Annotated in this window: 13 protein-coding genes; 3 read left to right on the top strand and 10 right to left on the bottom strand. The window is 73.0% G+C overall.

What is annotated here, in order from left to right; translation table 11 throughout:
- Positions 1-12 precede the first annotated feature (12 nt).
- From E1269_RS12390 to E1269_RS12380, 3 genes are read left to right on the top strand one after another with little or no spacing between them, the layout of a single operon-like run.
- A complete protein-coding gene (locus E1269_RS12390; RefSeq protein ID WP_131894865.1) occupies positions 13-999 on the top strand; it encodes a carbohydrate ABC transporter permease in 987 nt (328 codons plus the stop codon).
- On the top strand, positions 996-1,913 hold the full coding sequence (locus tag E1269_RS12385; protein ID WP_131894863.1) for a carbohydrate ABC transporter permease: 918 nt from the start codon (positions 996-998) through the stop codon (positions 1,911-1,913). The genes E1269_RS12390 and E1269_RS12385 overlap by 4 nt, the downstream gene beginning before the upstream one ends.
- 50 nt (positions 1,914-1,963) lie before the next feature.
- Positions 1,964-4,039: a beta-galactosidase gene (locus E1269_RS12380; RefSeq protein WP_162606375.1), complete on the top strand. Its 2,076-nt coding sequence runs from the start codon at positions 1,964-1,966 to the stop codon at positions 4,037-4,039.
- A gap of 30 nt (positions 4,040-4,069) precedes the next feature.
- Here the strand turns inward: E1269_RS12380 and E1269_RS12375 are convergent, their stop codons facing one another.
- Genes E1269_RS12375 through E1269_RS12330 form a run of 10 tightly spaced genes read right to left on the bottom strand, consistent with a single transcriptional unit; the run spans position 4,070 to position 13,463 of the window.
- Positions 4,070-4,969 (bottom strand): SMP-30/gluconolactonase/LRE family protein, encoded by a 900-nt coding sequence (locus tag E1269_RS12375; protein ID WP_162606374.1) that lies wholly within the window; start codon positions 4,967-4,969, stop codon positions 4,070-4,072.
- Positions 4,959-5,852, bottom strand: a complete 894-nt coding sequence (locus tag E1269_RS12370; RefSeq protein ID WP_131894857.1) for a dihydrodipicolinate synthase family protein — start codon at positions 5,850-5,852, stop codon at positions 4,959-4,961. Before E1269_RS12370 ends, E1269_RS12375 begins: the two co-directional genes overlap by 11 nt.
- Positions 5,846-7,018: a galactonate dehydratase gene (dgoD, locus tag E1269_RS12365; RefSeq protein ID WP_131894855.1), complete on the bottom strand. Its 1,173-nt coding sequence runs from the start codon at positions 7,016-7,018 to the stop codon at positions 5,846-5,848. The genes E1269_RS12370 and dgoD overlap by 7 nt, the downstream gene beginning before the upstream one ends.
- Positions 7,015-7,827 carry an SDR family NAD(P)-dependent oxidoreductase gene (locus E1269_RS12360; RefSeq protein WP_162606373.1) on the bottom strand — a complete coding sequence of 271 codons (813 nt, stop codon included), beginning with the start codon at positions 7,825-7,827 and terminating at the stop codon, positions 7,015-7,017. The genes dgoD and E1269_RS12360 overlap by 4 nt, the downstream gene beginning before the upstream one ends.
- Positions 7,824-8,552, bottom strand: a complete 729-nt coding sequence (locus E1269_RS12355; RefSeq protein WP_131894851.1) for a FadR/GntR family transcriptional regulator — start codon at positions 8,550-8,552, stop codon at positions 7,824-7,826. The genes E1269_RS12360 and E1269_RS12355 overlap by 4 nt, the downstream gene beginning before the upstream one ends.
- The gene (locus tag E1269_RS12350) at positions 8,519-9,610 is read right to left on the bottom strand and encodes an Ldh family oxidoreductase (RefSeq protein ID WP_131894849.1); all 1,092 of its coding nucleotides are present in this window, start codon (positions 9,608-9,610) and stop codon (positions 8,519-8,521) included. The genes E1269_RS12355 and E1269_RS12350 overlap by 34 nt, the downstream gene beginning before the upstream one ends.
- Entirely contained in the window at positions 9,607-10,593 is a 987-nt protein-coding gene (locus E1269_RS12345) for an NAD(P)-dependent oxidoreductase (RefSeq protein ID WP_131894847.1), read from the bottom strand. The genes E1269_RS12350 and E1269_RS12345 overlap by 4 nt, the downstream gene beginning before the upstream one ends.
- Positions 10,590-12,026, bottom strand: a complete 1,437-nt coding sequence (locus E1269_RS12340) for an aldehyde dehydrogenase family protein (protein WP_203433424.1) — start codon at positions 12,024-12,026, stop codon at positions 10,590-10,592. Before E1269_RS12340 ends, E1269_RS12345 begins: the two co-directional genes overlap by 4 nt.
- A complete protein-coding gene (locus E1269_RS12335) occupies positions 12,019-13,182 on the bottom strand; it encodes a UxaA family hydrolase (protein ID WP_131894845.1) in 1,164 nt (387 codons plus the stop codon). Before E1269_RS12335 ends, E1269_RS12340 begins: the two co-directional genes overlap by 8 nt.
- The gene (locus tag E1269_RS12330) at positions 13,161-13,463 is read right to left on the bottom strand and encodes a UxaA family hydrolase (RefSeq protein WP_131894843.1); all 303 of its coding nucleotides are present in this window, start codon (positions 13,461-13,463) and stop codon (positions 13,161-13,163) included. Before E1269_RS12330 ends, E1269_RS12335 begins: the two co-directional genes overlap by 22 nt.
- Between the last annotated feature and the right edge of the window lie 251 nt (positions 13,464-13,714).

Raw genomic sequence — 13,714 nt, 5'->3', positions numbered from 1 at the left:
GCGGGGAGACGCATGGCCATCATCCGACCGGCCCGGCAGCTGGCCGACGCCCGCCGTGGCGGCGACGCCGGCACGCTGCGGCAACGACTGTGGAACGCGCGCTGGTGCTACGCGTTCATGCTGCCCTCGGTGATCCTCGGGACGCTGTTCACGCTCTACCCGATGATCGCGTCGTGGTACATCTCGTTCCTCGACTGGTCCGGGCTGGACTCCGACCGCCACTTCGTGGGGCTGGACAACTACAGCGAGGCGGTCGCCGACTCGGCGTTCTGGGGATCGTTCGGGCGCACGTTCGCGTTCACCTTCGTCACCGTCCCGGTGATGCTGACGCTGGCGCTGCTCGCGGCGCTGGTGCTCAACGACACCTCGCTGCGGATGCGCACCGTCTTCCGCACCATGTTCTTCCTGCCCGTGGTGACGACGACGGCGATCGTCGGCGTCGTCATGTCGTTGATCATGAACCCGTTCGACGGCCCGCTGAACGCGGTGCTGCTCGACATCGGCATCATCGACCGGCCCATCGACTTCCTCGGTGACCCCGACCTCGCGCTCTGGTCGGTCTCCGGAGTGTTCGTCTGGAAGTGGATGGGCATGTCGATGATCTACTGGCTGGTGGCGCTGCAGACGGTACCGCAGGAGCTGTACGAGGCGGCCCGCGTCGACGGCGCGTCGCGCTGGCGGATGCACCGCGACGTCACCATCCCGCTGATCATGCCGTTCGGCATCGTCATCGTCCTCATCACGTTCGTCGGCGCGCTGCAGACGTTTCCGCTCGTGCAGGCGATGACCTCCGGCGGGCCGGCGTTCGCGACCGAGCTGGTCGAGCTCTACATCTACCGGCTGGCCTTCGCCTCCGGGAGCACCCCGCGGCTGGGCTACGCCTCCGCCGTCGCCGTCTTCTTCGGCATCACCGTCCTGGTGTTCACGCTCGCGCAGGCGTGGGGCCTGCGCCGGGCGTCGGCCTTGCAGCGCGACGTCAAGCAGGGAGGGCAGGCATGAGTGTCCCGACGACGGTGTCCGGCCAGGCCGCGCCCGCGCGCGCCGGTCGCCAGCAGCCGGCGGGGACCAAGCCGAGGAAGCACCGCGGCTGGCGCAGTTGGCGGCGCGAGATCATCGTCAGCATCGTCCTGCTGCCGATCTGCCTGATCTGGATCTACCCGTTCCTGTGGATGGTCGGCGCCTCCCTGAAGACCGACACCGAGATCTTCGGCAGCGTCAGCGTCCTGCCGGAACAACCGCAGTGGGAAAACTACTCGCGGGCCTGGTACGAGGCGAACATCGGCCCGTACTTCTGGAACACGATCTTCATCACGGCGTTCACCATCGCGGTCGTCACCATCACCACCGCGATGATCGGCTACGTCATCGGGCGGTACACGTTCCCGGGCAAGAAGGTCCTCGTGGTGGTGTTGATCGCCACGCTGTTCCTGCCCGAGGGCTACACGATCATCCCGGTGTTCGACCTGATCAACCAGCTCGGGCTGTCGGGGTCGCTGTGGGGCATCATCCTGGCCGAGTCCGGCGGCGCGCACGTCATCCAGATCATGCTGTTCGCCGGGTACTTCCGGCAGCTGCCGAACGAGCTGGACGAGGCGGCTCGCATCGACGGCGCCGGCTTCCTGCGCATCTTCTGGAAGGTCATGCTCCCGCTGACCAAGCCGGCCATCGCGACCGCGATCATCCTCTCGCTGATGAGGGTGTGGAACAGCTTCCTGATCCCGCTGGTGCTCACGCTGCCACGGCCGGAGCTGCGCACGCTCGCCGTCGGCGTCTACTCGTTCCAGGGCGAGAACATGACCGACTGGTCCGGCATGGCCGCGGCGTCGACCATCGCACTGCTGCCGATCGTGCTGGTCTTCCTGGCGCTGCAGCGCTACTTCGTCGAGGGCGTCGCCGGCGCCGTCCGCGGCTGACCGGCACCGCCCAGCGGCCGAACCGTCCACCTGCGAAGGAGAGAAACCTCGTGCTCTACGGCGTGTCCTACTACTTCGAGTACCAGCCGTTCGACCGCCTCGACGACGACGTGCGCATGATGGCCGAGGCCGGCATCGACTACGCCCGGATCGGCGACTCGATCTGGTCGCTGTGCGAACCGGCCGAGGGCGCGTTCGACATCGAGTGGCTGGAGCGGGTCCTGGACGCGCTGCACGCCGCCGGCATCAAGGTCATCCTGACGACGCCGACGTACGCGATCCCGCCGTGGCTGCACCGCCGGTACCCCGAGGTCATGGCCGTGCGCGGCGACGGCCGCCCCATCCCGTACGGCGCGCGGCAGAACTTCGACGTCACCAACCCGACCTACCGGCACTACGCCGAGCGGATCACCCGGCTGCTGCTCGAGCGCTACGCCCAGCACCCGAGCATCATCGGGTTCCAGGTGGACAACGAGACCGGCACCGCGGGCGCGCAGAACCGCGCCGTCGTCGATGCGTTCGTCGAGCATCTCAAGCGGACGTACGGCTCGGTCGATCGTGTCAACGAGCTGTGGGGGCTGACGTACTGGTCGCACCGGCTGGGCGACTGGGCCGACCTGTGGGCGCCGGCCGGCAACACCAGCCCCGGCTACGACCTCGAGTGGCGGCGGTTCCAGGCGGCCATGACGACGGAGTTCCTGACCTGGCAGGTCGGTATCGTGCGCGAGTACGCCCGCGCGGACCAGATCGTCATCCAGGACGTCGTCGGCTTCCACGGCAAGTCCGACGCCGACCGGTACACCATCGGCGACGTGATGGACGTGGTGGCGGAGAACTTCCCGCACGCCACCCAGGACGGCCTGGCACACCCGCCGGTGGACGGGCTGGCGATGTACCCCGCCCGCACGACGGGGACCGGCCCGGCCCAGCTGTACCAGCGCGCGGACATGGCCTACGGGGTCAAGAAGGCCAACTTCTTCATCACCGAGATGAACCCGATCAGCATCGCCGGGTCGGACAACGTGTTCCCGTGCTACGACGGCCAGTGGCGGATGGCGGCGTTCTCGACCATCTCCCGCGGCGCCGACATGGTCGCCTACTGGCACTGGCACAGCCTGCACTACGGGCACGAGATCTACTCGCACGGCATCCTCAACCACGACCTGGAACCGAACCGCAACTACGACGAGGTGGCGACCATCGGGCGCGACCTGGCCCGGCACGGCGACACCCTCACCGGGCTGACCCCGGAGGCCGAGGTGGCGTTCCTCTACTCCTACGACAGCCGCTGGGCGATGGCGTGCCAGCCGCCGCTGAAGACCGCCGACGGCGCCGGCCCAGACCCGCGCAGCTACGAGCGCATCTTCGACACCACCTACCGCGGCTTCTTCGACGCCCGGGCGCAGTCCGTCGTGCTGCGGGCCGGCGCGGACGTGTCGGCGTACCCCGTCGTCGTCGCACCGGCGCTGTACTCGGCCGACGACGCGCTGCTCGAGGGACTGGCCCACTACGCCCGCGACGGCGGCCACCTGGTGCTGACCATCCGCACCGGGTACGCCGACGAGTACGCGCGTGCCCGCTGGGTCCGCTCACCGGGACCGCTTCGCGAGGCGGCCGGCGTCGGCTACAACCTGTACTCCAACCTGGCGGCCCCGGTCGGCGTCGCCGGCGACGGTGCTGGGTTCGAGGTGGCGTCCGGTGCGCAGGCGCTGGGCTGGATGGACGAGCTGGTCGTCGAGGACGAGTCGACGGAGGTGCTGGCGAGCTACACGCATCCGCACTTCGGGCGGTTCCCGGCGGTCACCTCGCACCCCTACGGCGCCGGGCGGGTCACGTACGTCGGCACGCTGCCGGACGCGGCGCTGGCCCGTGCGGTCGGCGACTGGGTGCTGCGTTCGGCCGGGGTCCAGCCGCTGGGCGCGGGGCTCCCCGAGCCGGTCCGCGTCACTCGTGCCCGGGCACGCGACGGACGGCGGCTGTGGTTCGTCTCGAACTGGTCCTTCGACGAGCACACGCTCCCGGACGACCTGCTGAAGGGAACCGACCTGTTCGCCGACGCCGCGGTAGGCCCCGGCCGGCCGCTGCACCTGAGCGCCTGGGACATCCGCGTCGTCGCCGAGGACTGAGATCCGTCCCCCACTTCCGTTGATCTTGGATCAACGGAAGTGGGGGACGGGACGGTCGAGGGGGACGCGGGCCGGCACCGGCGGGCGGCCGGTGACGCCGAGGTCGTCGACCCGGAACAGCGCGCCGGCGGACGGCCACGTGCGCAGGTCGTCCTCGGTCATTCGCAGCTGGGACGTGGTGACGTAGAGGTCACCGAGGTCAGGCCCGCCGAATGCGACGCTGGTCGCGTTGGGCACCGGCAGGCCGACGACGTGGTCGGCGCGGCCGTCCGGGGCGAAGCGCCGCACCGCGGCACCGCCACGTGCCATCGCGACCCAGACACCGCCCTCGGCGTCGACCGTCAGCCCGTCGGGCCGGCCCGGCACGTCGCGCAGGTCGGCGAGGACCCGCCGGCGGGACAGCGCACCGGTGGCGATGTCGTAGTCGAAGGCGTCGACGCGTTCAAGGGGCGTGTCGACGTAGTACATCGTCATGCCGTCCGGGCTCCAGTCCAGGCCGTTGGAGATGGTCACGCCCTCGACCACGACCCGCGCCGTCACGCCTGCGACGGAGTACAGCGCGGCCTGGCCGGGGGTGGCCTCGTCGGCCATGGTGCCGACGACGAACCGCCCGGCCGGGTCGACGGCGCCGTCGTTCGCGCGCTCACCTCGGTCCAGACCGGCGACCGGGCGCAGCCGCGGCGACGGCCACGCGCAGACCGCGACCTCGAGCCCGGCCGCGACGAGGTAACCGTCGCCGCCGGAGAGCAGGGCCAGCGCCGCCACCGGCCGGTCGAATTCCACCACGGCGTCGTGACCCGTCGCCGGGTCGAACTCGTGAACGGTCGAGGCGAGCAGGTCCACCCACATCAGCCGGGCCCGGACCGGGTCCCACAGCGGCCCCTCGCCGAGCCGGGCCGGCGCCGCGACCTCGACCGGATCAGCGGACACCGAGCTCCTCCAGCCGTGCTCCGAGCGCATCCTGATCCGGCTTCGGCAGTGGCGCGGCCGGCGGCACCAAGTTCGCGGAGCAGACGCCGGCCCAGGCCAATGCCGCCTTCCAGCCCGCCGGCGTCGTACCGCGCCGGCATGCGGTGACGATGTCGACCAGGCGCCGCTGCGCCGCCGCCGCCTCGTCGGCGTCTCCGGCCACGAACGCCGCATGGACCGCCCGACCCAGAGACGGCACCAGGTTGGCGCTGGCCGCGATGGCGCCCACCGCACCGATGGTGAGTGACGCCAGCAGCATGGTGTCGGTGCCCGTCAGCACCGCGAAATCGGCGCCACTGGTCGCGTAGAGCACCTCCTGCAGGTACTCCAGGTCGCGGCTGCTGTCCTTGATGCCGACCACACCGGGGACCCCGGCGAGCTCGGCGACAGCGTGCGGCGCGAGCGTGACCCCCGTCATCGCCGGGATGTTGTACAGCACGATCGGCAGCGCCGTCCGGCCCGCCACCGCGCGGTACCACGCGACCAGCTCCGCCGGCGCCATCGGGTAGTACGAGGGAGGTGCCAGCAGCACCGCGTCCGTACCGGCGGCGGCCAGCCCGGCGATCTCGTCGACCGCGTCGGCCGGGGTCATGGCCGACGCGCCGGACAGCACCAGGTGGCCGGTCCCGAGGTGCGCCCGGACCGCGGCGGTCACGGCGCGGCGCTGGGCCACCGTGAGTCGCGGACCCTCACCGGTCGATCCGGTGGGGCAGACCGCGTCGATGCCGCCGTCGCTGACCCGGTCCAGCAGCCGGCCGAGGCCGGCGGGGTCCGGTTCGCCGTCGTCGCCGATCGGCGTGGCCAGCGCGACGTGCATGCCGTGCAGATCACTCGAGCTCACCATTCCGCGTACCGCCCGTCGTCGTGCCGCCAGTCCGGGTCCGGCAGCCGCCACTGTGCCACCGCGGCCTGGACGGCGTCGTCGTCGACGTCGATGCCCAGGCCGGGCGCCGTGCCATGGCGGAAGTATCCATCGGGCGTGCGCAGCGGATCGGGATCGCGCAGGTAGTCGAACAGGTCCGCGGCCGGCAGCCCGGCGTAGCCCTGGTGGTAGTGGATGCCGCCGCTCTGCTCCTGGATGACGACGTTCGGACAGCAGAACCCGACCTGCAGGGACGCGGCCAGCGACACCGGCCCGTTGGGGCAGTGCGGCGCGACGGCGACGTCGTACGGCTCGGCCATCCTGGCGATCTTCTCCAGCTCGAACAGACCGGTCAGCGAGACGTCCGGCTGCAGGATGTCGACCACGCCCGCGGCCAGCAGCTCCTTGACCTGCCAGCGCGATGTCAGCCGCTCGCCGGTCGCTATCGGCACCGACGAGCCCGGCGGGACGACGTGCCGCAGCGCGTCGTCGGTGTCCGGCGTGATCGGCTCCTCGACCCACAGCAGCCGGAACGGTTCCAGCTCGCGGAGCAGGATCTTCGCGACGGTGCGCGGCACTCGGCCGTGGAAGTCCAGCGCGATGTCCAGGTCCGCGCCGAACGCGTCGCGCAGCGCGCCCACCCGGCCGAGGACGTCGTCGACGACGGCGCGCCGGTCCAGGTGGTCCGCGGTCGCCGTGGCGTTCATCTTGACCGCGGTGAAGCCCTGTTCCACGCGCTCGCGCGCGTGCTCGACCACGTCGGCGGGCGCATCGCCACCGACCCACGCGTAGGCGCGGATGCGCTCGCGGACAGCACCGCCGAGGAAGTCGTGCACCGGCAGCCCCACCGCGCGGGCCTTGAGGTCCCACAGCGCCTGCTCGATGCCGGCCGAGGCGGTGGCGAGGATCGGGCCGCCGCGGAAGAAGCCGCCCCGGTACATGCGCTGCCAGAGGTCCTCGATGTGCCGCGCGTCGCGGCCGACGACGTTGTCGGCCAGGTCGGCGACCGCGCCGGTGACGGCCCGGACCCGCTTCGGCACGATGCACTCGCCCCACCCGGCCGCGCCGTCCGCCGTCGTCACCCGGACCAGCAGCCACCGGGGCGGGATCTGGAACGTCTCGATCTTCTCGATCCGGGTCGCGGTCATTGGTCGCCCCCTGGAGCCAGCGGCTCGAACCGCCGCGCGAGCGGGTCGTTGCGGCGGCTGATCGTGCGGCCGCCGTCGACGGTGAGCACGGTGCCGGTGACGAAGGACGCGTCGGGCGAGGCCAGGAACGCGACCGCGGCCGCCAGCTCGTCGGGGGTGCCGTCCCGGCCGAGCAGCGTGGGTGAGCCGACACCGTCGTCGCCCCTGCTGGCCCGCAACGCCGGCGAGCCGATCATGCCGGGCGCGACGGCGTTGACGCGGATGCCCAGCGGGGAGAGCTCGGCGGCCAGCGACCGGGTCAGCGCTGAGACGCCGCCCTTGCTGGCGCCGTAGGCGACGTGCGTGGCCAGCGGCAACCGCTCCTGGATGGCGGTGATGTTGACAATCGAGCCGCTGCCGCGGCCGACCATGTCGCGCGCGGCGGCCTGCGAGAGTGCGGCGGTCGCGGTCAGGTTGGTGGCGAGCACCAGGTCCCAGTCCTCCGACGGCAGCTCCAGGAACGGCCGGCGCACGCCGTGGTAGGCGGCGTTGTTGACCAGGATGTCGACGCGGCCGAAGTGGCTCAGCGCGGCCGGGACGACCTCACCGCGGCTGGCCGGGTCGGACAGGTCCGCGGCGACGGCGACGACGGCGTCCGGCGCGGCCTTCGCGACCGCCTCGGCGCCGGCGGCGTCCAGGTCGACCACCAGCACCCGCGCGCCCTCGGCGGCCAGCCGGGCGGTGATGGCCCGGCCCAGGCCGCCGGCGGCACCGGTGACGACGGCGACCTGGCCGGTCAGCCGGCGTGGAGTCGGATCGGGTGGGCTCACGTGTCCTCCTGTGCTCCGGGCTGGCGCTCCTCGACACGGCGCAGCGCGGCCGCGTGCGCGCCGCGGATGTGCGCACGGACGGCCCGCCGGGTGGCGGCGGGGTCCCGGCCGGCGAGCCCGGACCAGATGCGCTCATGGTCGGCCCGGGCGATCTCGGTGCGGCCGGGGATGGCCAGCGTCGTCTGCATGCCCGAGCGGAGGATGTCGTAGAGGACGTGCGAGCTCTGCTGCAGGAACCTGTTGCCCGCGGCGGCCGCGATGCCCATGTGGAAGTCGATGTCCAGGTGGGCGAGCCGCTCCATGTCCGGCTCGCCGGTGGCCAGCAGCGCGTCCATCCGGCCGAGGATGTCGCGCAGCGAGGCCAGCTGATCGTCGCTGGCCTTCTCCGCCGCCCAGCCGGCCGCCGGCACCTCCAGCACCTCGCGCATGGCGTAGAGCTCGTTGAAGGTGATCTCCTCCTTCGCCAGCCGGGCGCGCAGGTCACGCTCGGAGCGCGGTGTCGTCACGAACACGCCCTGCCCGTGCCGGACCGTCAACCGGCCGCCCGCCTGCAGGATACGGACGGCCTCGCGCATGGACGGGCGGCTGACGCCGAGCAGCGCGGCCATCTCGCGCTCGGACGGCAGCCGGTCGCCCGGGCGCAGGCTCTGGTCGAGGATGAGCTGCTCGACCTGCTCGACGATGCGCTCGGTCAGGCTTCCGCGCTGCGTGACAGGCTGCCACATGTGCCCTCCCCGTCCGGTGGAGCGTGGGTGTCGCCGCCCGGCCAGGATCGCAGCTCGGCGATCACGTCGTCGGCGATGTCGACGACCGCGTCCGGGTCGATCTCCCACGGCAGCGGTTTGCCCGCGCCGGGCACCCGTCCACCGGCGGCGGTGACGTCCGCGCGCAGCCGCGCCAGCCGGTCCGGGCCGCCGCCGTCCACGTCGACGAGCGCGGGGTCCAGCGTGATGACCAGGTGGCCGATGCGCTGCGGCTCGGTGTCGCTGGCGGCGTCGAACATGTCCGGCACGCCGGTCGCGAGCGCCGGCCCGACCGCGGCCCCGGCCAGCGCCTCGACGAGGAAGGCCAGCGCGAACCCCTTGGCGCCGCCCATCGGGGCGAGCATGCCGGTCAGCGCCGCCGCGGCGTCGGTCGTCGGTAGGCCGTCGGTGTCGACTGCCCAGCCCGCGGGCAGCGGCTCGCCGCGGCGGGCGGCCGCGGCGATGCGGCCGCGGGCGACCGCCGAGGTCGCCAGGTCGACGATCGTGTGCCCGCCGGACTGGCTGCCTGGGGTGGTGCCCGTCGCGGCGCCCGGCACGCCGGCGGCCAGCGGACTGGTGGACAGCAGCGGCGTCGCGGTTCCGGGCGGTGCCATCACCGCGGGGCCGGTCGAGAAGACCAGGCTGACCAGGCCACGGCGCAGCGCGGGCGCGGTGTAGAGGCCGAGGGCACCGCAGTGCGACGAGTTGCCGACCGAGGCCGCGGCCACGCCGTACCGGGCGGCCCGCTCCGCGGCCGCCGCGGCGGCGTCCCACAGCTGCCAGTGCCCGAGCCCGTCGTGGCCGTCGAACGCGACGACCGGACCGGTGGTGCGAACCGCCGTGAGCTCGGCGTCGGCCCGCAGGCCGCCGGCGGCGAGGCGAGCCAGGTAACGCGGCAGTCGCATCAGCCCGTGCGAGCCCACGCCCCACACGTCGGCGGTGACCAGCAGCTGCGCCGTCCGGTCCGCCTTGTCCGCCGGTACGCCCGCGGCGCGCAGTGCCGAGGCGGCGAGGTCACGCGCGGTGCCGACGGCGATCACGCGGCCACCACCCGGGTGGACCGGGCCGACCGGGTGACGGCGCTCGGTGCGGCGCCGCCGGCGAGCACGGCCTCGATGCCGGCGCACAGCACCTCGGCGATCCGCGCCTGCGACGCGCCGGTGATGCCGGCCACGTGCGGGGTGAGCACGACGTTGGGCAGCGTCTCCAGCTCGCCCGGCCGCGGCGGTTCGTCGCCGCGCACGTCCAGGCCGGCGCCGGCGACGCGCCCGTCCCGCAGCGCCTGGGCGAGTGCCGCCTCGTCGATCACCTCGCCCCGGCCGACGTTGACCAGGATCACGCCGGGCTTGGCGAGGTCGAGCAGCCGCTGGCCGACCAGGCCGCGGGTCTCCGTGGTCGCGGGCAGATGAATGCTGACGACGTCGGCGACGGCCATCACGTCCTCCAGGGTCCGCAGCTCGATGCCGAGCTCGGCCAGCTCCGGGTCGGCCGGGTCACAGTACGGGTCGCTGGCCAGCACCGACATGCCGAGGCCGCGGGCCAGCCGCCCGGTCGCCCGCGCGGTCGCGCCGGCCGACAGCAGGCCCCAGACCCCGCCGGCCAGTTCCCGGCCGGGCCGGCGCTGCCAGCCTCCGGCCCGCGTCGACCGGTCCAGCTCGACGATGCGCCGGGCCACCGCCAGCGCCAGTCCGACGGCGTGCTCGGCGACGCTCACCGCGTTGGCGCCCAGCGCGGCCACCACGACGACGCCGAGGTCGTCGGCCGCGGCCAGGTCGATGTTGTCCAGCCCGACGCCGGCGCGGGCGACCACCCGCAGCCCGGGCGCCGCCGCCAGCAGCTCGCGGGTCACCTGGGTGCGGTTGCGGACCACCAGCGCGGCGGCTCCGGCGAGGTCGTCGGCGCAGGGCAGGCCGTCGATGCGGCGTACCTTGCGCGCCGCCGCCAACCGGTCGAACGGCTCGCCCCACACGTCCTCGGCCACGACGATCTCCGCCTCGGCGGTGTCGGTGGCACCGGCGCTCACAGGCCCACCGCCACGTAGTGGACGTCCTGGAACTCCGCCAGCCCGAGGTCGCTGCCCTCGCGGCCGAGGCCGGACTGCTTCACCCCGCCCATCGGGGCGAACACGGCGGTCGGCAGCGGATGGTTGAAGCCGACGATGCCGGCCTCGAGTCGTTCGCCCAGCCGCCACAGCCGGTCGGCGTCGCGAGTGAACGCGTACGCGGCCAGGCCCATCTCGGTGGCGTTCGCCCGGCGCACCGCTTCCTCCTCGGACGCGAACCGGAACACGCCGGCGGCCGGTCCGAACACCTCGGTGCTGGTCAGCTCGCAGTCCTCCGGCGCGTCGACCACGAGCGCCGGTGGGTGGAACGCGCCGCCGGCGGGTACGTCTGCGGCCCGGGTCGCGAGCCGGCCGCCGCGCTCGACGGCATCCTCGACCAGCCGGGCGACGTCCCGCACGCGGTCGTCGTCGATGCAGGGCCCGAGGTCGGGCACCGGATCGGCCGTCCCCGCGCCCACGGTCATCGCGTCGATGCGCGCGGCGAACCGCGAGACGAACTCGTCGTGCACGGTGTCGTGGACGAGGAAGCGATTGGCCGCGATGCACGACTGCCCGGTGTTGCGGAACTTCGCGAGCATCGCCGCGCCGACCGCTCGGTCGAGGTCGGCGTCCTCGAAGACGATGAACGGCGCGTTGCCGCCCAGCTCGAGCAGCGGGCGCACGATCCGCCGCGAGGCCGTCGCCATGACGGCCGCGCCCACCGGCGTCGACCCGGTGAACGACACGACGCGCACCGCCGGGTGCGCCAGGTACGCGTCGGTGATCTCCGCGGCCGGGCCGTGCACCAGGTTGACCACGCCGGGCGGCAGGCCGGCGTCGACCAGGCAGCGGATCAGCTCGGTGACGGCGAGCGGCGCCTTCTCCGAGACCCGGGCGACGACGGTGCAGCCGGCGGCTAGCGCGGCGGCGAGCTTGCGGGCCTGGATGGAGCAGGGGAAGTTCCACGGCGTCAGGCAGGCCGCCACGCCGCTCGGCCGGTGCAGCGTGAGGTGGCGCCGGTCGGCCGCCTCGTGCGGATGCACGGCGCCGGCCGGGCGCCGAGCCTCCTCGACGAACCAGCGGAAGTACTCCGCGGACAACCCGATCTCGGCGACCGCCTCCGGCAACCGCTTGCCCGCCTCGCGTGCGAGCAGCAGGCCGAGCTCGTCGGCGCGGGCGGCGATGGCGTCCGCGCCGCGCAGCAGCAGGTCGGTGCGGCCGCGCGCGGGCAGCTCCGCCCAGGCCGGGAAGGCCGCCGCGGCGGCATCGGCGGCCGCGGTGGCCTCTGCCGCGCCGCTACGGCCGACCTCGCCGACCAGGCTCCCGTCCGCCGGATCCAGCACCGGGACCGTGTCGGCGGGGCGATCCCACACCCCGCCGACCAGGTCGGCCGCGACCGCCGTGCCGCTACGCACTCGGGTAGAGACGGGTGAGCGAGAACTCACGGTGCCCTATCACCTCCGCGCCGGTGAGGCGGCCGTTCACCGTCCGGTCGATGACCTCCATCAGCTGGTCTCCGGCCGTCGTCAGGTCGTACTCGCGGCGCAGCAGCCCGGACACGTCCAGGTCGATGTGCTCGGTCATGGTGGCGGCAGTGTGCGGGTTGGCGGTGAGCTTGACGACCGGCTCGATCGGGTGCCCAATGACGTTGCCCTGGCCGGTCGGGAACAGGTGGATCGCGGCACCGGCGGCGGCCATCAAGGTGATGCATTCGGCGGCGGCCGACGAGGTGTCCATGAAGTACAGGCCCGGACCGGACGCCGGCTGCTCCGCCGCGGCCAGCGCGCCGACCACCGGCTTCGTACCTGTCTTGGCGATGTTGCCCATCGCCTTCTCCTCGATGGTCGACAGCCCGCCGGCGATGTTGCCCTGCGTCGGCTGCGAGCCGAGGAGGTTGGCGCCGGTCCGCTCCACGATGTCGATGTAGCTGTCGTAGAGGTTCTGGAACCGTTTCCTGACCTCGTCGTTCACGCACCGCTCGGCGATCAGGTGCTCCCCGCCGGTCAACTCCGTCGTCTCGCCGAACAGCACCGTCCCGCCGGCGTCGACCCACCGGTCGACCGCCTGCGCCGTGGTGGGACAGGAGCCCAGGCCGCTGGTGGTGTCGGACTCCCCGCACTTGATGGACATCATGATCTCGCCGCGCTCCACCGGCTCGCGGGTGCGTTCGGAGTCGTCCTGCAGGAACCCGGCCGCGGCACGCGCCGCCTGCTCGATGGTGCGCAGGTCGCCGTTGCCCTCGATGGAGAACGACGCGACCTTCTTTCCGGTGGCGGCGATGCCGTCGGCCACGCGCGCCGTCCAGTTCGGCTCGATGCCGATGACCACCACCGAGGCGACGTTGGGGTTGCTGCCGGTGCCGATCAGGGTGCGGAACGTCAGCTCCAGGTCCGGCCCGAACTGCAGCCGACCGTAGGCGTGCGGCAGCGCCAGCACCCCCGGCACGACCGCGGCGACCGCCTCGGCCGCGGCGTTCGACAGGTCGTCGACCGGGATCACGACCGTGTGGTTGCGGATGCCGACGGCACCGTCCTCGCGCCGGTACCCGTTCAGGCGACGCTGCTGTGCCATCTGGCGCTCCTCAGGTTGTGTGTGTGCACGTAGTCGCCCGTCGCGATGTCGGTGGAGGCCACGCCGATCCGGACGCCGTACTCGACGACGTCGGCGCCGGCGACGATGTCGGTCAACGCGATCTTGTGACCCAGCGGGACGTCGCTGGCGACCGTGACCTCGATGGTGCCGGGGTCGTCGAGGTGGGCTCCCCGCGCCGGTCCCGCGGTCAGGTTCCGCACGGCGACGGCGACGGAGTCACCGACCCGGTGGGCGAGGAAGTCCGGAGGTTGTTCTGGCATGGCACCATCCCATCTGGTCTGACCTCTGTCCCATGACCATAGTCCGCAGCCCTGCTCCGGATCAAGACCGCGCCCGTCGCGCCGGCCTGGCGGCCGTCTCTCCTCATGGCGAGGACCTGGCTCGCCAGGTGACAGCCGCGCTGGCTGTCGAGGACGCGGCCCACTACGGTGCGGACTTCGTCAGTGACACGAGGCTCAAGGCGGCGCTGCGTGCTGCCGCGAGGCGCGTGGAAGCTGCCGAAGCAGCATCG

This window comes from Jiangella asiatica, from assembly GCF_004349065.1.
Lineage (GTDB): Bacteria > Actinomycetota > Actinomycetes > Jiangellales > Jiangellaceae > Jiangella > Jiangella asiatica.
The sequence above is the reverse complement of the archived record's forward strand: the minus strand, read 5'-3'. Positions and strand labels throughout refer to the sequence as shown.